Source organism: Enterobacter sp. KB-221C9, assembly GCF_041320715.1.
GTDB lineage: Bacteria > Pseudomonadota > Gammaproteobacteria > Enterobacterales > Enterobacteriaceae > Enterobacter > Enterobacter asburiae_D.
The window spans coordinates 171469-191907 of sequence record NZ_JBGIWG010000002.1; the positions used below are offsets into that span (position 1 = coordinate 171469).

The 20439-nt window shown below is 54.9% G+C and carries 18 protein-coding genes; 9 read left to right on the forward strand and 9 right to left on the reverse strand.

Going from position 1 to position 20439, the window contains the following annotated elements; translation table 11 throughout:
• The first annotated feature begins 86 nt into the window (after positions 1-86).
• The 3 genes from AB8846_RS02915 (at position 87) to tyrR (ending at position 4187) form a co-directional block, all read left to right on the forward strand.
• A complete protein-coding gene (locus AB8846_RS02915) occupies positions 87-1484 on the forward strand; it encodes a YcjX family protein (RefSeq protein WP_370731970.1) in 1398 nt (465 codons plus the stop codon).
• Entirely contained in the window at positions 1481-2533 is a 1053-nt protein-coding gene (locus tag AB8846_RS02920) for a TIGR01620 family protein (protein ID WP_370731971.1), read from the forward strand. The genes AB8846_RS02915 and AB8846_RS02920 overlap by 4 nt, the downstream gene beginning before the upstream one ends.
• 112 nt (positions 2534-2645) lie before the next feature.
• Positions 2646-4187, forward strand: a complete 1542-nt coding sequence (gene tyrR, locus AB8846_RS02925; protein ID WP_023335909.1) for a transcriptional regulator TyrR — start codon at positions 2646-2648, stop codon at positions 4185-4187.
• A gap of 37 nt (positions 4188-4224) precedes the next feature.
• Here tyrR and AB8846_RS02930 read toward each other — a convergent pair whose 3' ends face one another.
• Together AB8846_RS02930 and tpx are read right to left on the reverse strand one after the other, a co-directional pair.
• A complete protein-coding gene (locus tag AB8846_RS02930; protein WP_063145085.1) occupies positions 4225-5433 on the reverse strand; it encodes an aldose 1-epimerase family protein in 1209 nt (402 codons plus the stop codon).
• A 275-nt stretch (positions 5434-5708) separates the two neighbouring features.
• Positions 5709-6215 carry a thiol peroxidase gene (tpx, locus tag AB8846_RS02935; RefSeq protein ID WP_047348304.1) on the reverse strand — a complete coding sequence of 169 codons (507 nt, stop codon included), beginning with the start codon at positions 6213-6215 and terminating at the stop codon, positions 5709-5711.
• A 107-nt stretch (positions 6216-6322) separates the two neighbouring features.
• Here tpx and ycjG point away from each other — a divergent pair, with 107 nt between their 5' ends.
• Positions 6323-7288 carry an L-Ala-D/L-Glu epimerase gene (ycjG, locus tag AB8846_RS02940; RefSeq protein ID WP_370731972.1) on the forward strand — a complete coding sequence of 322 codons (966 nt, stop codon included), beginning with the start codon at positions 6323-6325 and terminating at the stop codon, positions 7286-7288.
• Here the strand turns inward: ycjG and mpaA are convergent.
• The gene (mpaA, locus tag AB8846_RS02945; RefSeq protein ID WP_370732127.1) at positions 7279-7992 is read right to left on the reverse strand and encodes a murein tripeptide amidase MpaA; all 714 of its coding nucleotides are present in this window, start codon (positions 7990-7992) and stop codon (positions 7279-7281) included. The two genes, ycjG and mpaA, sit on opposite strands and share 10 nt — an antisense overlap.
• 185 nt (positions 7993-8177) lie before the next feature.
• Here mpaA and AB8846_RS02950 point away from each other — a divergent pair, with 185 nt between their 5' ends.
• Positions 8178-9794 (forward strand): peptide ABC transporter substrate-binding protein, encoded by a 1617-nt coding sequence (locus AB8846_RS02950; RefSeq protein ID WP_331412149.1) that lies wholly within the window; start codon positions 8178-8180, stop codon positions 9792-9794.
• 199 nt (positions 9795-9993) lie between these two features.
• Here the strand turns inward: AB8846_RS02950 and dctP are convergent, their stop codons facing one another.
• On the reverse strand, positions 9994-11055 hold the full coding sequence (gene dctP / locus AB8846_RS02955) for a TRAP transporter substrate-binding protein DctP (RefSeq protein ID WP_370731973.1): 1062 nt from the start codon (positions 11053-11055) through the stop codon (positions 9994-9996).
• A gap of 33 nt (positions 11056-11088) precedes the next feature.
• On the reverse strand, positions 11089-11700 hold the full coding sequence (locus AB8846_RS02960) for a nuclear transport factor 2 family protein (RefSeq protein ID WP_370731974.1): 612 nt from the start codon (positions 11698-11700) through the stop codon (positions 11089-11091).
• A 112-nt stretch (positions 11701-11812) separates the two neighbouring features.
• Here AB8846_RS02960 and AB8846_RS02965 point away from each other — a divergent pair, with 112 nt between their 5' ends.
• Entirely contained in the window at positions 11813-12694 is an 882-nt protein-coding gene (locus AB8846_RS02965; RefSeq protein ID WP_370731975.1) for a LysR substrate-binding domain-containing protein, read from the forward strand.
• Between the two features lie 11 nt (positions 12695-12705).
• Here the strand turns inward: AB8846_RS02965 and AB8846_RS02970 are convergent, their stop codons facing one another.
• The 4 genes from AB8846_RS02970 to AB8846_RS02985 form a co-directional block, all read right to left on the reverse strand.
• Positions 12706-13269 (reverse strand): DJ-1/PfpI family protein, encoded by a 564-nt coding sequence (locus AB8846_RS02970; RefSeq protein WP_074147325.1) that lies wholly within the window; start codon positions 13267-13269, stop codon positions 12706-12708.
• Between the two features lie 217 nt (positions 13270-13486).
• Positions 13487-13627 carry an Ecr family regulatory small membrane protein gene (locus AB8846_RS02975; RefSeq protein WP_021240268.1) on the reverse strand — a complete coding sequence of 47 codons (141 nt, stop codon included), beginning with the start codon at positions 13625-13627 and terminating at the stop codon, positions 13487-13489.
• A 74-nt stretch (positions 13628-13701) separates the two neighbouring features.
• Entirely contained in the window at positions 13702-14934 is a 1233-nt protein-coding gene (locus AB8846_RS02980; RefSeq protein WP_370731976.1) for a diguanylate cyclase, read from the reverse strand.
• Between the two features lie 92 nt (positions 14935-15026).
• Positions 15027-17156 (reverse strand): putative bifunctional diguanylate cyclase/phosphodiesterase, encoded by a 2130-nt coding sequence (locus AB8846_RS02985; RefSeq protein ID WP_370731978.1) that lies wholly within the window; start codon positions 17154-17156, stop codon positions 15027-15029.
• 456 nt (positions 17157-17612) lie between these two features.
• On the opposite strand from AB8846_RS02985, the gene AB8846_RS02990 reads away from it, so the two are divergent.
• The 3 genes from AB8846_RS02990 to AB8846_RS03000 all read left to right on the forward strand — a co-directional run bounded on the left by AB8846_RS02990 (position 17613) and on the right by AB8846_RS03000 (position 20430).
• Positions 17613-18755, forward strand: coding sequence for a methyl-accepting chemotaxis protein (locus tag AB8846_RS02990; RefSeq protein WP_370731979.1), 1143 nt, complete (start codon positions 17613-17615; stop codon positions 18753-18755).
• Positions 18756-18988: 233 nt separating this feature from the next.
• Positions 18989-19972, forward strand: a complete 984-nt coding sequence (zntB, locus tag AB8846_RS02995) for a zinc transporter ZntB (protein WP_331412161.1) — start codon at positions 18989-18991, stop codon at positions 19970-19972.
• A 284-nt stretch (positions 19973-20256) separates the two neighbouring features.
• Positions 20257-20430, forward strand: coding sequence for a hypothetical protein (locus AB8846_RS03000; RefSeq protein ID WP_316326207.1), 174 nt, complete (start codon positions 20257-20259; stop codon positions 20428-20430).
• Positions 20431-20439 lie beyond the last annotated feature (9 nt).

The window sequence follows — 20439 nt, forward strand, 5'->3', positions numbered from 1 at the left end:
AATAAGAATTGATAATCAACGATCTGCCCCCATTTATTGTATTCTGAAGCCATGCATTCAAGGCTTCCAGGCAACGAAGGACGGCGATGAAGCGACTTAAAAACGAAATCAATTCACTGATGAACCGCGGCGTTGACCGTCATCTGCGTCTGGCCGTGACGGGGCTGAGCCGCAGCGGTAAGACGGCGTTTATCACCGCGATGGTAAACCAGCTCCTGAACCTGCACGCCGGGGCGCGTCTGCCGTTGCTTAGCGCGGTGCGGGAAGAACGCCTGCTGGGCGTGAAGCGCGTCCCTCAGCGTGATTTTGGTATTCCACGTTTTACCTATGACGAAGGGCTGGCGCAGCTCTACGGCGATCCGCCCACGTGGCCGACGCCGACGCGAGGAGTCAGTGAAATTCGTCTTGCGCTGCGTTTTCGCTCGAATGAATCCCTGATGCGCCACTTCAAGGATACCTCCACGCTGTACCTGGAAATCGTCGATTACCCCGGCGAATGGCTACTCGACTTGCCGATGCTGGCGCAGGACTACCTCAGCTGGTCGCGGCAGATGACGGGCTTGTTGCAGGGGCAGCGCGCCGGGTGGTCGGCCAAATGGCGACAGCTGTGCGAAGGCCTGGACCCGCTTGCTCCGGCCGATGAAAACCGTCTGGCGGCCATTGCCGAAGCCTGGACGGCGTATCTGCATCAGTGTAAGCAGGAAGGGCTGCACTTCATTCAGCCGGGTCGCTTTGTCCTGCCGGGGGATTTAGCGGGCGCCCCTGCGCTTCAGTTCTTCCCCTGGCCGGATGTGGATGGGGTGGGCGAATCGAAGCTGGCGCAGGCCGACAGGCACACTAACGCCGGAATGCTGCGCGAGCGTTACAATTACTACTGTGAAAAAGTGGTCAAGGGATTTTATAAAAACCACTTTTTGCGATTTGACCGTCAGATTGTGCTGGTGGATTGTCTGCAGCCGCTCAATAGCGGGCCACAGGCATTCAACGATATGCGCCTTGCGCTGACGCAACTGATGCAAAGTTTTCACTACGGGCAGCGGACGCTGTTTCGCCGTCTGTTCTCTCCGGTGATCGACAAACTGCTCTTTGCGGCCACGAAGGCCGATCACGTCACGGTCGACCAGCATGCCAATATGGTATCGCTGCTGCAGCAGCTGGTGCAGGACGCCTGGCAAAACGCCGCCTTCGAAGGGATCGGCATGGATTGCCTTGGGCTCGCGTCCGTGCAGGCGACGCAAAGCGGGCTGATTGACCTTAACGGCGAGAAAATACCGGCATTACGCGGGAACCGGCTCAGCGACGGTGAACCGCTTACCGTGTATCCGGGCGAAGTGCCCGCGCGGCTGCCGGGGCAGGCCTTCTGGCAGAACCAGGGCTTCCAGTTTGAAGCCTTCCGCCCGCAGGCAATGAGCGTCGATCGGCCATTACCACACATCCGTCTGGATGCCGCGCTGGAGTTTTTGATTGGAGATAAATTGCGATGACGGAACCGTTAAAACCGCGCATAGACTTTACCGGAACGCTTGAGCAGGACCCTCAGGAGGCGTTCAAAACCGCGCAGACGTTCAGCGGCACGCAGGCTAATAACTTTGCTCCGGCCCTGACTGAGGAGCCGGGCGTCGAGGAAGGTCCGGCGGAGGCGGTTGTGGAAGCCGCTCTGCGTCCAAAACGCAGCCTGTGGCGCAAGATGGTCACCGCCGGTCTGGCGCTGTTTGGCGTAAGCGTGGTTGGGCAGGGCGTGCAGTGGACGATGAATGCCTGGCATACTCAGGACTGGGTCGCGCTCGGCGGGTGTGCCGCGGGCGCGCTGATTGTGGGGGCGGGCATCGGGTCGGTTGCCACCGAGTGGCGTCGGCTCTGGCGATTGCGCCAGCGCGCGCATGAGCGTGATGAAGCGCGTGATCTGCTCCACAGTCATGGCACCGGGAAAGGTCGCGCATTCTGTGAAAAGCTGGCCAGCCAGGCCGGCATCGATCAGTCGCACCCGGCGCTTCAGCGCTGGTATGCCGCCATCCATGAAACCCAGAATGACCGGGAAGTGGTGACGCTCTACTCCCATATAGTTCAGCCGGTGCTGGATGCCCAGGCGCGACGGGAGATCAGCCGCTCTGCGGCGGAATCCACCCTGATGATTGCCGTCAGCCCGCTGGCGCTGGTCGATATGGCCTTTATCGCCTGGCGCAACCTGCGCCTGATCAACCGTATCGCGAACCTTTACGGCATTGAACTGGGTTACTACAGTCGGCTCAGACTGTTCAAACTGGTCCTGCTCAATATCGCGTTTGCCGGAGCGAGTGAACTGGTGCGCGAAGTGGGCATGGACTGGATGTCGCAGGATCTGGCGGCGCGTCTTTCTGCTCGTGCCGCTCAGGGTATCGGCGCGGGATTATTGACGGCGCGTTTGGGGATTAAAGCGATGGAGGTCTGCCGCCCGCTGCCGTGGATTGATGGCGATAAGCCCCGACTGGGGGATTTCAGGCGTGAACTGATCGGCCAGCTCAAAGAGACGCTCAATAAAAAACCTGCTCCGTGAGGTTTTGTTCACTAATCGTGCTGGCTGTCAATATTTGTTGACAGCCATCTTCCGGATCACCGTGTTCTGACATATCATTTTACTGTTATTGGCTTAAAACGGTGAATTTCCCATGCGTCTTGAAGTCTTCTGTGAAGACCGTCTCGGTCTTACCCGCGAATTACTCGATCTTCTTGTTTTACGTAGCATTGATTTACGTGGCATTGAGATCGATCCTGTCGGGCGAATTTACCTCAATTTTGCCGAAATTGAATTTAATACCTTCAGCAGCCTGATGGCGGAAATCCGCCGTATCGCTGGCGTTACGGATGTACGCACCATTCCCTGGATGCCCTCTGAGCGTGAGCACCTGGCGCTGAGCGCGCTGCTGGAAGCCATGCCAGAGCCGTTCCTCTCCCTGGATTTGAAAAGCAAAGTTGAGCGCGTGAACCACGCCAGCTGCCAGCTTTTCGCGCAGAGCCAGGAGAAGCTCAGCAATCATAACGCCGCGCAGCTGATCCCCGGCTTTAACTTCCAGCGCTGGCTGGACAGCAATCCGCAGAACACGCTTAGCGAGCATGTGGTGATTAACGGGCAGAACTTCCTGATGGAGATCACGCCGGTCTATCTGAAAGGGGAAGGGAATACCCGCGTGCTGACCGGGGCGGTGATCATGCTGCGCTCGACGTTACGCATGGGCCGTCAGCTGCAGAACATTTCCAGCCAGGATGTTGGCGCATTCAGCCAGATTATTGCCGTCAGCCCGAAAATGCGCCACGTGGTTGATCAGGCGCGCAAGCTCGCAAGCCTGACCGCGCCGCTGCTGATTACCGGGGACACCGGCACCGGTAAAGACCTGCTGGCTCACGCCGTGCATCTGGCGAGCCCGCGTGCGGCCAAGCCTTATCTGGCACTTAACTGCGCCTCTATTCCGGAAGATGCCGTTGAAAGCGAGCTGTTTGGCCACGCGCCGGAAGGCAAGAAAGGGTTCTTCGAGCAGGCTAACGGCGGCTCCGTGCTGCTGGACGAGATCGGCGAAATGTCGCCGCGCATGCAGGCTAAGCTGCTGCGTTTCCTGAACGACGGAACGTTCCGCCGCGTCGGTGAGGATCACGAAGTGCACGTGGACGTGCGCGTCATTTGCGCCACCCAGAAAAACCTGGTTGAACTGGTGCAAAAGGGGATCTTCCGCGAGGATCTCTATTACCGCCTCAACGTCCTGACGCTGAATATTCCCCCGCTGCGCGATTGTCCACAGGACATCATGCCGCTAACGGAGCTGTTCGTCGCCCGCTTTGCCGACGAGCAAGGGGTGCCGCGTCCGAAGCTGTCTGCCGATCTCGGTACGGTGCTCATGCGCTACGGCTGGCCGGGCAACATTCGCCAGCTTAAAAACGCCGTCTATCGTGCGCTGACCCAGCTCGAAGGATATGAGCTGCGTCCACAGGATATCCTGTTGCCTGATTACGACGCGGGGACGGTGTCTGTCGGCGAAGAGGCGATGGAAGGTTCGCTGGATGATATCACCAGCCGTTTTGAGCGTTCAGTGCTGACGCAGCTGTACCGCAGCTATCCCAGCACCCGCAAGCTGGCAAAACGGCTTGGCGTCTCGCACACCGCGATCGCGAATAAGCTGCGTGAGTATGGTTTGAATCATAAGAAAGGCGACGAATAACAAAAAAGCCTCTGCAAAGAGGCTTTTTACTTTACGTTTATTCCTTCGCCAGAGGCGTGTTAACGATTTCTGTTTTGGTCTCTCCCTGAATCGACGCAATCCGGCTTTCCACGTCTTTCACCTGCTGCGGGCTGTGCAGCAGGGTATAGGTCAGATCAAACTGCGCGCTGGCACCGGGCTGCAGCTGCTTAACGCGCTTCTGCTCGCGTTCAATCGTGACGGGGTAGGCGTAGCTGGTGCCTGGCTCAATGCCCGTGACGTAGCCCTGCTTCAGCGTGTCGGTGTTCTTCCATAAGGTCAGCACGGGCAGCTGGCGGGTATCAAACTGGATTGACGCGCCTTTATCTCCGGCTTTATTGACCACCGCCGCGAGCGTTTCGTGGTTATTGTCCGCGAGCGGTTTAATGTTAAATACCATCTCATCAAAGCCTTTTGTCGGCCCGGCATAGGTTTGCCAGTCGTTAACGCCCGCTTTGGCGTAGTCATTAAATGGGCTCACGCTCACTGCCGGGGCAAGGAAGCGGGCGCCTTCTTCGAGGATCGGCGTGCCGAAGTTGCTGTGATAGATGATTTGGTAATCATGAGGGTAATCTGCATGGTTTGTCAGAACATCGTGCAGACTGAACTGGTTGCTTCCGGGAACGTAGCGCAGTTCGGTCATGGTTTGCAGATCCGCTTTTTTAAACGTGCTCTCTTTGATCAAACCCCGAACGCGGATCTCATGCGGGGCGGCATCCGCGATTTCAACCTCGACCTGCGAAACAGGGGTATTACCGGCCCTGCCGTGCAGGGTGTAAATTTGCCCGTCCGCGGTGACCGGGTGCCCGGTCCACTCATAGCCACAGCGCACCATCATCTCGTTGAAACCATCCAGCCAGCCAAGGCCGTTGCGGCTTTCAAGATTGATATAAGCCGGATTAACGACCTCTTTGACGGGGGAGTTCCAGCCCAGTCTGGTGCCAAAGCCTTCTACATGCAGAAGGTTCATCCCACGGGTTGGGCTCAGGGTGATGGTCAGGCCGTCTTTGCTGCTAATAATGATGACTTTGCTGCCTTCCTGTTTACCGCCGTGTAAGACTTTTTGCTCAATGCTGAACGTCCGATCGGTAACTTTCAGCTCATCGCTGGAAATCTTCCAGTTTCCTTTTTCTACGCTGCTTTCAGCGCTTGTCAGCACCCAGGTTTTAGCCGCAGCATGGCCAGAAATCAGTACCGCAAGGAGCGTAAAAGCGAGTTTGATCTTCATATTTTATCCTTTTTGCTGAAACGATTATTTTCTTTCGTAAGCAAATCTAATGTTTAGGCAGAAAGGGAAATGTGATGAGCTTCACTGGGGATGAAAATAGGGAATTTTAACGATTATTATGCGTTATTGATCACGGTAATGTTACATATTGCTTTTGTTATTGCATGATTAATGTGACTTATGAATATTTTAGCTTTAACGATTCAGCTTTGACGTAATAAAAAACCCCGCCGTGGCGAGGTTGAGAATTAGCTGTATAGAATGCTAAGTACTTATTATGCTTTCAGCACGTCCAGCGCGGCAGCGTAATCCGGCTCGGTGGTGATTTCGTTAACCAGTTCGCTGAAGACGACAGTGTCGTTTTCATCAAGAACCAGTACAGCACGTGCTGCCAGGCCTTTCAGCGGGCCTTCCGCGATGCTGACGCCGTATTTCTCGAGGAAATCTGCGCTGCGCAGGGTGGAGAGGGTAATCACGTTGCTCAGGCCTTCGGCACCGCAGAAACGGGACTGGGCAAACGGCAGGTCAGCGGAAATGCACAGCACAACGGTGTTGTCCATTTCAGTCGCCAGCTGGTTGAATTTACGCACGGATGCGGCACAAACGCCGGTATCAATGCTTGGGAAAATGTTCAGTACTTTGCGTTTACCCGCAAACTGAGCCAGTGTGACGTCAGACAGATCTTTAGCCACCAGAGTAAAAGCCTGCGCTTTGCTGCCAGCCTGCGGAATGGAACCTGCAACAGCAACCGGGTTGCCCTGGAAATGAACGAGTTGTGACATAGATATCTTCCTGTTTACATATAGTTAACGTCGTGGCTAGTGTATGCCATCAGCGGATAACACGGCAAACCAAATTTTTCGCCTTTCCGGGCCGCAAGGAGTCAGTGATGAGAAGCGTTAAGGTCTATGAAGAAGCCTGGCCATTGCATACCCCGTTTGTGATTTCCCGCGGTAGCCGAAGTGAAGCCAGCGTGGTCGTGGTTGAAATCGAAGAAGAGGGGGTTAAAGGCGTCGGGGAATGTACGCCTTACCCGCGCTACGGAGAAAGCCCTGCGTCGGTGATGGCGCATATCATGACCCTGGTGCCTGACCTGCAAAAAGGGCTCACGCGCGAGGCGTTACAGCAGCGTTTACCCGCCGGGGCAGCGCGCAACGCCATCGACTGTGCGCTCTGGAGCCTTGAGGCCGCTAAGCAGCAACAATCGCTGACGTCCTTGCTGAGCGTGGCGCTGCCGAAGTCCGTCGTGACGGCGCAAACGGTCGTGATCGGTGAGCCGGAGCAGATGGCCGCCAGCGCAAAAGCGCTCTATGACGCCGGGGCCACGGTGCTAAAAGTGAAGCTCGACGATCGCCTGATCAGCGAGCGGATGGTCGCCATTCGCTCGGCGGTGCCCTCGGCCACGCTGATTGTTGACGCCAACGAGTCGTGGCATCCCGAGGGGCTTGCCGCACGATGCCAGCTGCTGGCCGACCTGGGCGTGGCGATGCTGGAGCAGCCTCTGCCAGCGAAGGATGATGCGGCGCTGAAGAATTTTATCCATCCGCTGCCCGTCTGCGCGGACGAAAGCTGCCATACCCGCGAGAATTTGAGCGCGCTTAAGGGCTGCTATGAGATGGTCAATATCAAGCTCGACAAGACCGGCGGGCTGACAGAAGCGCTGGCCCTGGCGGCGGAAGCGCAGGCGCAGGGCTTTTCTCTGATGCTGGGATGCATGCTCTGCACATCCCGGGCAATCGGTGCGGCGCTGCCGCTGATCAATCAGGTCCGTTTTGCCGATCTGGATGGCCCAACGTGGCTGGCGGTGGACGTTTCACCGGCGCTTAATTTTACCAGCGGCGTACTTCATCTTTGAGGCTGCCAGCGCAGAAGCTCCATCATCGCTTGTAAGTATTTTTCGCTGGCTTCGTCGGAGGAGATCGGCGGGAATTCAGCGGTGATGCAGGGCAGGCTCAAATCGGCGCACCAGCTTCCGAATGATCCGGGTGTTTCATAACCCACGCTGGTGACGAGCGGCAGGGCGAAAGCCTGCGCAAGCCACGCGCCCAGGTCGGAGTGACGCGGATCTTCAATGCAGGCCAGCGGATCGTGGAAGGAGACAACCCATGCGGGGTGGATCTTATGGATAAGCTGGCACAGCGCCTGCGTTTCCGGCTCGGAACCGGGCTTGTCTCCCGTCAGCAGCACCACGTCCCGCTCCTCGGCGGAGCTGTTCCAGCGATAAACCGTTTCTCCGGCGCGCCAGTTTGCCGCCGGGAAATTACGGTTCAGGTCGACTCCCCTCGCATTCGCCCGTAATCCAAGCTGGCAGCCGTCCGGATTTACGGCAAGAATCACATGATGACGTCGCAATGAAGGCGTCAGCGTCCGCAGCGCGCACGAGAGCGTGACGATGGACGAGTTCTCATCTCCGTGCGTGCCGGCAATGATCAAACCGCTGCTGCGATCGGCATCGGGCGCCGGGAACCAGATCAGCGATGCGCCTAAAAATGAGCGGCCATATTGCTCAGCGCCCGGCGGAAAGGCGCCGCGTTCCGCTCGTGGTCGGGTGATTGCCATACGAAATCCTGATAAAGAAGTCACTAATGGCAGTGTTGTGCAAAACCCGCTGTTAATCAAATAGTTTCCATGAAGGCTGAGAATTGCCTCAAATCACTATTCCTGACGAAGGTATTTGCATTTCTCTGTTTCGAAACAAATAATTACGCATCTGCTTGTTACCTGAATTCATTAAAGGGGATCTTATGAAGCATCCTGTTTCGCGTCTCTGTGCTGCACTGTACCTGTGCGGACTCTCTACACTCTCGTACGCTGCTGATGTGCCACAGGGCACGGTACTGGCGCAAAAACAGGAGCTGGTCAGGCATATTAAAGACGAACCGGCTTCGCTCGATCCGGCAAAAGCGGTGGGATTACCCGAGATTCAGGTGATTCGCGATCTTTTCGAAGGGCTGGTGAATCAGAACGAGAAAGGGGAACTGACCCCGGGCGTGGCGACGCGCTGGCAGAGCAACGATAACCGTATCTGGACGTTCATCCTGCGTGATAACGCGAAATGGTCTGACGGTACGCCCGTCACCGCGCAGGATTTTGTCTACAGCTGGCAGCGTCTGGTCGACCCGAAAACCACCTCTCCGTTTGCCTGGTTTGCGGCGCTGGCGGGAATCAACAACGCCCAGGCCATTATTGACGGTAAAGCGGCGCCAGATACCCTGGGCGTGACGGCGGTGGATGCCAGAACCTTACGCGTCCAGCTGGACAAGCCGCTACCGTGGTTTAGCAACCTGACGGCAAACTTTGCCTTCTATCCGGTGCAAAAAGCGAACGTTGAAAGCGGTAAAGAGTGGACGCGTCCGGGCGCCCTGGTGGGCAATGGCGCATACGTCCTGAACGACCGCGTGGTGAATGAAAAACTGGTTGTCGTTCCGAATACGCACTACTGGGACAATGCGAAAACGGTCCTGAAAAAAGTGACTTTTATTCCAATTAATCAGGAATCATCCGCCACCAAACGCTATCTGGCGGGGGATATTGATATTACCGAATCGTTCCCGAAAAACATGTATCAGAAGCTCCTGAAGGACATTCCGGGACAGGTGTATACGCCGCCTCAGCTTGGGACCTATTACTATGCATTTAACACGCAGAAGGGCCCGACCGCCGATGCCCGGGTTCGTCTCGCGCTGAGCATGACTATCGATCGCCGCATTATGGCGGAAAAGGTACTGGGCACAGGCGAGAAGCCAGCCTGGCATTTCACCCCTGACGTGACGGCGGGTTTCACCCCTGAGCCTTCACCGTTCGAGCAGATGTCCCAGCAGGAGCTGAATGCGCAGGCGAAAACCTTGCTTCAGGCCGCAGGCTACGGTCCTCAGCGTCCGCTGAAGTTGACCCTGCTGTACAACACCTCGGAAAACCACCAGAAAATCGCCATTGCGGTGGCCTCCATGTGGAAGAAAAATCTCGGTGTGGATGTCAAACTGCAAAACCAGGAGTGGAAAACCTATATCGACAGCCGTAATACCGGCAATTTTGACGTGATCCGCGCGTCATGGGTAGGCGATTACAACGAGCCCTCGACCTTCCTGTCCCTGCTGACCTCAACCCACAGCGGCAATATCTCGCGTTTCAATGAACCGGCCTACGATAAAATTATCAACCAGGCAACGCTGGAAACCACGGCGAAAGCGCGTAATACGGACTACAACATGGCGGAGAAAATCCTCATGGAGAAAGCCCCCATCGCGCCAATTTACCAGTACACCAATGGCCGCCTGATTAAGCCCTGGGTGAAAGGTTATCCCATCAATAACCCGGAAGACGTGGCGTATAGCCGGACAATGTATATTGAGAAGCACTGATGCGTACTGCCCCCCTGCTAACAGTAGGTGACCATCGCTAAACCCCGAACTGGCGCGGCCTGGCGCGCCAGTTTCTCTTTCAGTCTCTCTCCCGCCCCAGCAGAAAGCATCACTTTTCTGACGCTGCACTGAATGCCGCTATTCGTTCGGGCGGTGTATAACAAGGCGGATTTACACAACCCCATCTACAGACGGCTTATCATTCCTGGTGTGCTTTTTGCTGCATGGCCTCATCCATAATGGTGTTAACCTGCTTCATCACCGTTCCTGCATCATTCACGCCTTTTGCCTTCTGTTCTTTTACCCACTTAGCCTGCGCGGCCTGGTAGTGGGTGGTGGTTTGCCACTGTGCAATTTCCTGCGGTTTCAGGATGCGCACCTTGGCACCGACGTTTCGCAAATCGTCTATCTGGGTATTAAATCTTCTGTCCATCACCGCGCCCAGGGAGTGATACGCCGTTTCTGCCGCGCGCTGGATCGCCGCCTGGTCTTCCGTAGACAGCTTGTCCCAGGTTTTTTCGTTCATCGCCAGAATATAGAGATGTCCCAGCCACAGTTTTTTGGAAATCAGTACGTTGGACGCGAACTGATATGCTTTCAGATCGTAACCGCTGTCAACGTTCAACATCATGCCGTCAATCGCGCCGGTTTTCAGCGCGTTATAGGTTGGCTCTCCCCAGGGCATCGTCACTGGCTTCGCGCCCGCGCTTTGCAGAAAATCGCGATGCCAGAAGCTGGCAGAACGCCATGTTCCGCCCTTAATCTCGCCCAGATCCGACATCGCTTTGCTGCTGAAAAAGGCCAGTGGATAGCCAGTTTCCAGAAAAACGCTCACCACATTATTTCTCTTCAGCTCTGCCGGAAAGGCAGGAATGTCAGCATATGCGCGACGGAAGAATGCAACCTGTTGTGCACCGGCCGGGCCGACAGGGAAGCTTTTGAAGATCTGATGCAGCGGCAACTGCTCGGCGTTGTACTCCGGCACAACGGTTGCCATATCAACTTCGCCCTTGCTGACCTTGCCTAACGCCTCATAGCTGGTGTTAAGCTCGCCGCCCCAGTGTGGGTCGATCTTCAGGCGACCCTGCGACTCTTTTTCAATTGCCGGGAAAAAAACGTCGTTAATAAAACGGGTACGCATGCCTCCCAGCGGCTCATGATCGCTGTAGGTGAGAATTTGGGTCGCCGATGCAGCAGCAGGCATTAGCGATGTGGTGAGTAAAAGGGCCATCAGCGTTTTACGTGAATATCCGATTTTCATGCGGCTCCTTCGCGTTGGTTAAAGATTAAAGCGTTATTCGGCGTGACTATGGGCAATCTTCTCTTCATCCGCCAGCCAGCGCTGGCCCGCTTCCTTCATTTGCTTCTCAAGGTCGCTGCCGCGCGTGGCGAAAACGCGATTAACCGGGAAGCCGCTTTTATCCAGCAGATAAGCCAGCGCGGCGTATTCGCGAGGGTATTTTGCCACCGTTTCTTGATCGATATCGACGATGCCGAGGGGGAAGGTGAAGCTGCCCATATCGTAAATACTTTGGCGGTGGAACAGCTTCCAGACGCCGTTGCGTTTTTCCGCCATGTCGTAAAAGCGGTTGTGGGTGGTGCAGCCGATATTCAGCCTCACGTTTTCAGCGATGATCATCGCGTTAGTTTCAACAATTGCTTTTGTGGCGTTGGCATTGAAGGTGACGACCGGCGTGCCAATCAGATGTTTGGTACGCGCGTCTGATGCGCCCATGCGCATTGAGCCGTCAACAAAATCGCTGGCCAGTCCTTCAAACCAGGTGATCTCAATCGTGCCATCCGGGTGGAACAGATCGCGGAGCTGCTCCCACTCGCCCAGATCGCGGTGGATCCATCCCGTAAGCAGGTCGGTAATTTGTTGACGATCTTCCAGAAAAGTATGCATAGCGTGTCAGCTCATCATTAAAGAGGAACTTCAGTTTGATCGCGATTAACGATAAAATCCAGTAAATGAAACTGACCTATTATTCAGTTTAAATGAATGATGGAGGTTGTATATGGAACTGCGTCACCTGCGCTATTTTCTCGCCGTCGCGGAGGAGGGCCATTTTGGTCGCGCTGCCGAACGGTTGAATATTGTCCCGCCAGCACTCAGTATGCAAATCAAAGCCCTGGAAGAGGAATTGGGCGGCCCACTGTTTACGCGCACCAGCCGGAAAGTGGTGCTGACCGAGGCCGGGCGGCTGTTGCAGGTGGAGGCGCAGCGCACGCTGGAGCAGGCTGAAAATGCCCGGCTGGCGGTGCAGCGCTCGATGCGCGGCGAAAGCGGCCGCGTGCGCATCGGTTTTGCCGGTAACGCGGTGTTCAGCGGTAAATTGACTCAAGATATGCGGGCGTTTCGCAACGCCTATCCTGATGCTGAACTCGTCGCTCGTGAAGTCGCACCGCTGTTGCAGGCCGACGCTATCCTCTCCGGGCAGCTCGATATTGGCTATACGCCGGAACACAGTCTTCTCTACGCCCCAGGATTGTTATCTGAAAAGGTTGGTCTCTGGAGCCGTCTGGTGGCTATCGCCGACGATCATCCTCTGGCCGAACAGCCTTATCTGACGGTGGATATGTTGGCGGATGAGCCGATCATTTTTTACGATAGTCACAGCGCGGATGAGCCGCTTTACACGGCGCTGACCCAAATACTGGGCCACGCGCCCAAGATCGCGCATCGTACCTCCAGCACTCTGAGCGTCCTCACCCTGGCGGCCGCAGGGCAAGGGCTGGCGCTGGTGCCGGAGCCGTTGCAGAATATTGCTATTCCGGGGCTGGTGTACCGTCCGCTGGATGCCCCGGAGCTGTCGGCCAACCTGATGCTGATCAGCCGAAAGAGAGATAATAGCGGCGCGGTACAGGCTTACCTGGCCATCGCGCGTGAAAATGCATAGTCTGGTCTCTATTATTCTAACAGCGCATTAAACTTCGCCAGCCACTGCGGATGCGCGGGCCAGGCGGGGGCCGTCACCAGGTTGCCGTCTACATGGGCCTGATCGATGCCGATAGTGGCGTAGTGTCCACCCGCGAGGCGTACCTCAGGCGCACAGGCCGGATAGGCGCTACAGGTTCGTCCCTTCAGGATACCTGCGGCAGCCAGCAGCTGTGGGCCGTGGCATACCGCAGCAATCGGCTTACGCGCGGCGTCAAATGCCTGTACCAGCTTTAACACGTCCTCATTTAACCGCAGATACTCGGGCGCTCTCCCGCCGGGGATGAGCAGCGCGTCGTAATCCTGCTCCTTTACGGTGGAAAAATCGGCGTTGAGGGTAAACCGGTGACCCGGTTTTTCGCTATAGGTCTGGGCGCCGTCAAAGTCATGGATTGCCGTCATGATATAGTCGCCCTTCGGTTTGTCGGGGCAGACCGCATCCACCTGATGGCCAATCATCTGCAAAGCCTGAAAAGGCACCATGGTTTCGTAATCTTCGGCGTAATCGCCAACCAGCATCAGGATCTTCTTGCTCATCATTCCTCACCTTTTTTAATAAAGATGATTAAGATATAGCCTGGCATGGCTGAATTGCCGGAAATAAAAAAGCCCGTCAGAGCACGGGCAACATAAGCAAATGAATAAGTGATTCGTTATCAACATTGTTGGAGGATAACGCTGCGTATTTTACGCGGCAGTAGGGGAAGCAGATACCTGACATATTCGGTAGGTGAAACAAGCGATTAAACGTGCGTTACGGTGCGTCGAAGGTCGGGTATAAGCTATTTTCAAGAAATTCGACGAGATACCAGATCTCACCGCTAAAAATAAACCAGAAGCCAAATATAATAAGGAGCAAAATAATTAAGGTGAGTATTATTTCGGTTTTTCCCATTGCAGCTTTAACCCACCTGAAGCTAATTGATTCGAGGTGGGCATTGTAGCGGGGCTTTCCTGGATACTCCAGTTTCATGCAGCAAGGACTTTATTGCGTCCGTCATTTTTAGCGCGATATAGCGCATCGTCCACACGCTTAAACAGCTCGTCAATACTCTCCCCCTGATCGTGCCGCGCCACGCCAATGCTGACGGTAAAGCGCGGTAAGCCCGGGATCGTAATGCGGGCAACGGCTGCACGGATCGATTCGGCAATCTGCAGCGCGGTATCGAGAGGTGTATGCGGCAGCAGGATGACGAACTCTTCGCCCCCCCAGCGGAACACCATGTCGTTCTCCCGGCTACAGGCTTCCAGCATTCGCGAGAGGGCGATAAGCACCTCATCACCTTTCATATGACCGAACAGATCGTTAATGTTTTTGAAATGATCGGTGTCCACCAGCAGCAGGCTAAATTGCTGCTGCGCAGGAAGTGTATTCAGGTTGCTTTGATCGGTAATTGCGTAGAACTGCCGCCGGTTGAGTAGCCCGGTCATGGAGTCACGTAATGCCGCATGTTCCAGCTCCTGCTCCAGCCTTTTTTGCTCGGTGATATCGTGGATGATGCACAGCATCAGCTTGTCACCGTAGATCTCAATGGGCCCGGCATACGTCTGAACGTGACGGGTGGATCCATCGGCAAGGCGGTGAACAAAATTGAGCGGCTTATGTCCGCCGGGCAGCGCGGCAATCGCAGTCATAATGGGCATCACATCGCGCCCCAGGGTATTGATTTCCCAGGTATGTTTACTGCACATGTCATCATGTGAATAACCATAAAAATTGAGCGCGGCCAGATTCGCATCGACGATTTGACCATCGCGGGCAGGATCGATTAGCAGCATCGGGGCGCTGTTGGTCAGAAAAAAGCGCGCATAAAAACCCTGTTTTTTCCGGCGGTAGGTGGCGGAGCGGCTGGCCTTCAATCCTGAGAGTATTTGTGGGGAGATCCCCTCGAAAACAATCACATCTCCCCAGGGCTCGTAGTGGGCCAGCGAGAGCCGACAGCTTAACGGCGTATCCAGTCCATCCCGGCTGAGCGTCCAGATTTCGACGATCTCCTGCTCTGTTTTCAGTTCAGGTACATACATCGACAGGAGGGTTTGCGCACTGGCTGAGTAGATCCCTTTGCGCAGGTCATCGAGCGTTTTATCCCCCATGACCTGCGTTGCGGCCACATTCGCAAAAATAATCTGTTCCGACACGGGTGAAATGAGCCACACGGGTGTTTTAATTACATTCAACGCATCAAAACAAGGTTGCGACATAGGCATTTCCTGTTCATTGGCACACTGTGGCCGACAGTCATGACAGAATTGACTCGCGTGTACTCCTTTGAAACATACTCTACAAAATCCCGTCAGGCATGGTTTTTTTGTGAAGCAAATGCATGTTCCGAATGAATTTTACCAATTGGTATAATTTGTTTATCCGAGTTTATTTGCAGAAGCAGCCACGGCACCTGTTCGGCAGGTAAGGGGCGGGAAAAAAGGTATCCCTGCAGGTAATCGCAGCCGAGACGGGTGAGGACCGCCTGCTGTTCCTCCGTTTCGATCCCTTCTGCCACCACATTCATCTCCATGGTCCGGGCGATACTGATGATGGTTTCAACCAGCTTGTAGCTTTTTTCATTTTCCAGCATCGAGGTCACAAAGCTTCTGTCGATCTTAAGTTCTTTAGCCGGCAGCACGCTCAGCATCAGCAGGTTGGAATAGCCCGTACCAAAATCATCAATCGAGACGGTAATCCCCGCATGATTAAACGCATTGAGCAACTCAATACTGCGGTCGAGATTTTTAAGCGCGGTGCTCTCCGTTACCTCAAGGATCAGACGGGACGGAGACAGGTTATATTTTTCCAGCATCGACGAAATGATATGGAAAATGTCCGGCTGTTCGAACTGGACGGGGGAGAGGTTGAGCGACAACGTCCACTGGCTGAACCCTTGTTCAGTCCAGAAATGCAGCTGTCGGCATGCCGCTTCAATGGCCCAGTTACCTACCGGAATGATTAAGCCTGTTTGTTCCAGCGAGGGGATAAAAAGATGTGGCAGCACAACCCCTTGCTCAGGATGCCGCCAGCGCAGAAGGGCTTCAAAACCATGAATCGTTTTTTCTTGCGCATGCCAGGTTGGCTGGTACCACAGTTCAAACTGATCGCGCTCAAGCGCCTGAGAAAGCTCCTGCAGGAAACCGGGTTTCGCCGGGATCGCCGTTGACATCTCGGCCCGGTAAATCGCCCAGCCGTTGCGGCCATCTTCTTTGACATGATGTAAAGCTGCATCCGCCTTGAGCTTCAGCTCGTGCAGCGTTTCGCCATCCTGAGGATAGAGGCTGACGCCCGCGCTAATCGACGTGCTCAACGTATGTCCGCAGATAGACAGGGGACGTCGTACATCCTCCAGCAACGAGGTGAGCAGGGCGTTGAGCTTGTCGTCATCACATTCAGGCACCAGCAGGATAAAGGCGTCTCCTCCCAGCCTTGCCAGGGTCATCTCACGCGTGAGTCGGGCCGTGATGCGCTGCGCGACGGTGATCAATAGCTCATCACCGACGCTGTGACCCCACGTGTCGTTAACGCGCTTGAAGTGATCGACGTTCAGGAAAATAACGGCAAATGGCTTCTTGCTGAGCAGCGCGCTGCGCAGACAATCCTGCATGCGGAGATCCATCTGGTGGCGGTTTGCGAGCCCGGTGAGCGCGTCAAAACGCGCCTGTAGCTCAAGCTGACGGTTGAGCTGCTGCAGGTTATCCGTCAGCCGACTGGTGCGGCGGTGAGAATCGATAAGTGAAATGATCAACATCACGCCGAGCAGGCAGAGCGTGGTGACTGAAACCCAGATCGATAGCCCCAGCTCGCCAATCCCACCGGGGAGAGTGTGCGCCATCTCCTGAAACTGCGCGGCACTCATGCCGGTATAGTGCATTGCGCAAATCGCGGCGCCCATGACGAAGGCCGCGAGAACGCGATCGATAAATACGCCTTTGTGGTTATCCCGCAGACGGAAAGCCAGCCACAGCGCCGTGCCGGAGGCAACAACGGCAATAACCACGGATACCGCCACAATGCTGCGATCCCAGATGATGCTGCCATCCAGCATCAGGGCCGCCATACCGATGTAGTGCATCGACACCACGCCCGCGCTCAGAATTGCCGTGGCGAGGATCAGTCGAAAGGGAGAACGTTTTTTGCCCGTGACGGCAATATTAAGGGCCGTGGCCGATGCAACCACCGCGACGCCCAGTGACGCAAGGGTTAACCAGAGGTCGTAGCTCATCATCATGGGCATTTGCATCGACAGCATGCCGATAAAGTGCATTGACCAAATGCCAATGCCCAGCGTAACCCCACCGGCAATGCGCCAGAACAGGGCAGCCTTGCGGCTGGAAAGGGGGATCTTTCCGGCGCTGTCCAGCGCCACAAAGGAGGCGATAAACGCCACCAGATAAGAGATAGCGATTAACACAGGGTCCCACGATATATTGAGCATTATGCAATCCCACGCCTGAGAGGGTCACCGATTTCGCCTGCCGGGTACATCTTTATCGGGCAACGAACATGCGCATTAAAACCATAGTAGTTATTTATCGTGAACAATGACCAGTCATATTAAACTCTAAAACTTATTTAGAATATAAAATATATTCTATTTGTTAATGTATTAAGCATTGCTAAACAAAAACGAATAACAGTAGCAAAGCTCCTTAAATATGAGGGCGATCGTATCGTCTCACCGCGGGCGATACTATCGCTTAAGATGGCTGGAAACCAGTATCACAGCATCCTGCGCAGAACATTTTCACTAATACGCTCTTTTTATCTGACTTAAGACAAATCTCAGGATGCTAACGGCGAAACCAAAAACAAGCGTTGTTTGCGATGAAAAACTTCTGGGCCAATGCTATAAGTCTTAATGCCGACCAAAATATAAAACGTGGGTATTATCATGCTAAAAAATATTAGTGTCAGGACCTTTATTATTGGGTTCCTTTTATCTCTTTTTTTGGTGAATGCAGGTGTCGTTGTTCTAATTTCCAGCAATCCTTCTCTCTTTATTTCGCTTAATGCCATCAACTTCGTTGGGCTATTTTTGCTCTGGGTCTATATGACGAAGTATCTTGTGACGCCGATCAATACGGTGAAGAAAAGTATTGAAGAGGTGACAGCAGGTAACCTTGGCGTCTCTATCCCTGAATTTGGCAACAACTGTGCGGGCCGACTCATCCCGGGGATCAATAGCCTTTCCGGCAACATTGCGACGCTGGTGCGCGAGATCAGGGCGTCATCGCAAAGCGCCATGACCTTATCGGATCAACTCTCGACACGTAGCGCTCAGCTTTCGGTGAAAACCGAACAGCAGTCTGCGTCTTTAGTGCAAACCGCAGCCAGCATGGAGCAAATGGCCGCGAGCACGAAAAACAATGCTGATAACACCCGCCTGGCGAGCGAGCAGGCCACTGTGGCGACGTTACAGGCGCGCAAGGGCGGTGAGCTGATGGGGCAGGTCGCCAGCAATATGCAGTCTATTACCGAATGCGCACAGCAGATGACGGAGATTATTTCGCTCATTGACGGCATTGCGTTTCAGACGAATATCCTGGCGCTCAACGCGGCCGTTGAGGCGGCAAGGGCGGGCGATCACGGAAAGGGGTTTTCTGTGGTCGCGGAAGAGGTAAGACACCTGGCACACCGCAGCGCAGAGGCCGCGAAGAATATCAAAACGCTGATTGACGTCACCAGCAATAATGTCACCCAGGGGGCCAGCGTTGTGTCTCAGGCAGAGAAAAACATGCATGAAATCGTGACGGGATCGGGGAATGTCAGCCGGTTGATGGACGACATCTCGGCGTCGACGTCAGAGCAGGAGAAAGGGATTTCTCAGATTACGCTGGCGCTATCGGAGCTGGAGCGGGTCACGCAAAGTAACGTGGCAATGGCAGAAGAACTCAACGGTTCCTCTGATGTACTGCGCAATCAGGTGATTGAGTTGCAGGCCCGCACGCGTAATTTCAGGCTTGACCCGGGTTCCTCTTCCTCATCACCTGGCGGTTCACCATCCTTCCTTCAGCGGCCCGAGCACTCGCTCTGACAAAACCGCAATCATGTCGCCGCATTTCTTGCCGGGTGGCGCTGCGCTTACCCGGCCTACACTTTGCCACGATATCAATACATTACGCCCCCCGAGCAAGCGTAGCGCCGCCGGGCGAAACGCCCGCTATGTACATTTCCTGAACGATATCAGCGCGATGGGATACATAGTTGTTGCTTAACCCCTGATGACAGCTAGACTGACACCGAAAGAGCTCAAAAGGTGGAGGCGCGGTGGAAAGCATTAAAGGATCTGAACTTAACGTTCCAGATGCAGTTTTTGCGTGGGTGCTGGACGGTCGCGGCGGTGCGCGACCGCTGGAAGATAATGATGTGATCGACAGTGCGCATCCCTGCTGGCTGCATCTGAACTACACCCATACGGACAGCGCTGACTGGCTGGCTTCGACCCCGCTCCTGCCTAACAACGTGCGCGATGCGCTGGCGGGTGAAAGCCTGCGTCCCCGCGTGAGTCGTATGGGTGACGGGACGCTGATCACCCTGCGCTGCATTAACGGCAGCACGGATGAGCGTCCTGATCAACTGGTTGCAATGCGTGTTTATATGGACGATGGGCTGATTGTCTCCACCCGGCAGCGTAAAGTCCTCGCGCTGGATGACATCGTCAACGATCTGAAAGAGGGCACCGGACCGGTCGACTGCGGCAGCTGGCTGGTGGACGTCTGTGACGCGCTTACCGATCACGCGAGCGAGTTTATTGAAGAGCTGCACGACAAAATCATCGACCTGGAAGATAACCTGCTCGATCAGCAGATCCCGCCGCGCGGTTTTCTGGCCCTGTTGCGTAAGCAGTTGATTGTGATGCGCCGCTATATGACGCCGCAGCGCGACGTTTACGCGCGTCTTGCCAGCGAAAGGCTCACCTGGATGAATGACGATCAGCGACGCAGAATGCAGGATATTGCCGACAGGCTGGGGCGCGGGCTGGACGAGATCGATTCCTGTATTGCCAGAACGGCGGTGATGGCGGACGAGATCGCGCAGGTGATGCAGGAGTCGCTGGCGAGAAGAACCTATACGATGTCCCTGATGGCGATGGTGTTTTTACCCAGCACGTTTCTTACCGGGCTGTTTGGCGTGAACCTGGGCGGAATTCCGGGGGGCGCTTATCACTACGGCTTTACCGCGTTTTGCGTCATGTTAGTTGTTTTGATTGGTGGTGTTGCATGGTGGTTGCATCGTAGTAAATGGCTGTAAATTTACGCTTTTTTCAGCTTTTACGGAGATCAAAACGCTCTTTTAATTGAGCGAAGTCAATAAACATCTACACCGTAAGGTGCAATATTACTCCCGCAGGTGAATGCAACGTCAAGCGATGGGCGTTGCGCTCCATATTGTCTTACTTCCTTTTTTTGAATTACTGCATAGCACAATTGATTCGTACGACGCCGACTTCATAGTCGGCTTTTTTTTTGCCTCCAGATTCTCAGCGTCTACCCTAAAAGGGACGACAGTAAATTCTGGAGGGAATGATGAGCATCCTGAACGCTCTGCTACTGCAACAATCGCGTCAATCCGATCCTATCCCCAGCGATCCGGTGCCAATGCCCGATCCCATCCCGCGCCCGCAGCCGATGCCCGACCCGCCGCCAGATGAAGAACCGATTAAATTGTCGCATCGGACCGCGAGATCTGCGAGGATACGCGCCATCTGACCGCAAAGA

Excerpts from the sequence above, each read along its gene's own strand:
- AB8846_RS02915 (WP_370731970.1), top strand. The coding sequence starts at position 87 with ATGAAGCGACTTAAAAACGAAATCAATTCACTGATGAACCGCGGCGTT.
- AB8846_RS02920 (WP_370731971.1), top strand. The coding sequence starts at position 1,481 with ATGACGGAACCGTTAAAACCGCGCATAGACTTTACCGGAACGCTTGAG.
- tyrR (WP_023335909.1), top strand. The coding sequence starts at position 2,646 with ATGCGTCTTGAAGTCTTCTGTGAAGACCGTCTCGGTCTTACCCGCGAA.
- AB8846_RS02930 (WP_063145085.1), bottom strand. The coding sequence starts at position 5,433 with ATGAAGATCAAACTCGCTTTTACGCTCCTTGCGGTACTGATTTCTGGC.
- tpx (WP_047348304.1), bottom strand. The coding sequence starts at position 6,215 with ATGTCACAACTCGTTCATTTCCAGGGCAACCCGGTTGCTGTTGCAGGT.
- ycjG (WP_370731972.1), top strand. The coding sequence starts at position 6,323 with ATGAGAAGCGTTAAGGTCTATGAAGAAGCCTGGCCATTGCATACCCCG.
- mpaA (WP_370732127.1), bottom strand. The coding sequence starts at position 7,992 with ATGGCAATCACCCGACCACGAGCGGAACGCGGCGCCTTTCCGCCGGGC.
- AB8846_RS02950 (WP_331412149.1), top strand. The coding sequence starts at position 8,178 with ATGAAGCATCCTGTTTCGCGTCTCTGTGCTGCACTGTACCTGTGCGGA.
- dctP (WP_370731973.1), bottom strand. The coding sequence starts at position 11,055 with ATGAAAATCGGATATTCACGTAAAACGCTGATGGCCCTTTTACTCACC.
- AB8846_RS02960 (WP_370731974.1), bottom strand. The coding sequence starts at position 11,700 with ATGCATACTTTTCTGGAAGATCGTCAACAAATTACCGACCTGCTTACG.
- AB8846_RS02965 (WP_370731975.1), top strand. The coding sequence starts at position 11,813 with ATGGAACTGCGTCACCTGCGCTATTTTCTCGCCGTCGCGGAGGAGGGC.
- AB8846_RS02970 (WP_074147325.1), bottom strand. The coding sequence starts at position 13,269 with ATGAGCAAGAAGATCCTGATGCTGGTTGGCGATTACGCCGAAGATTAC.
- AB8846_RS02975 (WP_021240268.1), bottom strand. The coding sequence starts at position 13,627 with ATGGGAAAAACCGAAATAATACTCACCTTAATTATTTTGCTCCTTATT.
- AB8846_RS02980 (WP_370731976.1), bottom strand. The coding sequence starts at position 14,934 with ATGTCGCAACCTTGTTTTGATGCGTTGAATGTAATTAAAACACCCGTG.
- AB8846_RS02985 (WP_370731978.1), bottom strand. The coding sequence starts at position 17,156 with ATGCTCAATATATCGTGGGACCCTGTGTTAATCGCTATCTCTTATCTG.
- AB8846_RS02990 (WP_370731979.1), top strand. The coding sequence starts at position 17,613 with ATGCTAAAAAATATTAGTGTCAGGACCTTTATTATTGGGTTCCTTTTA.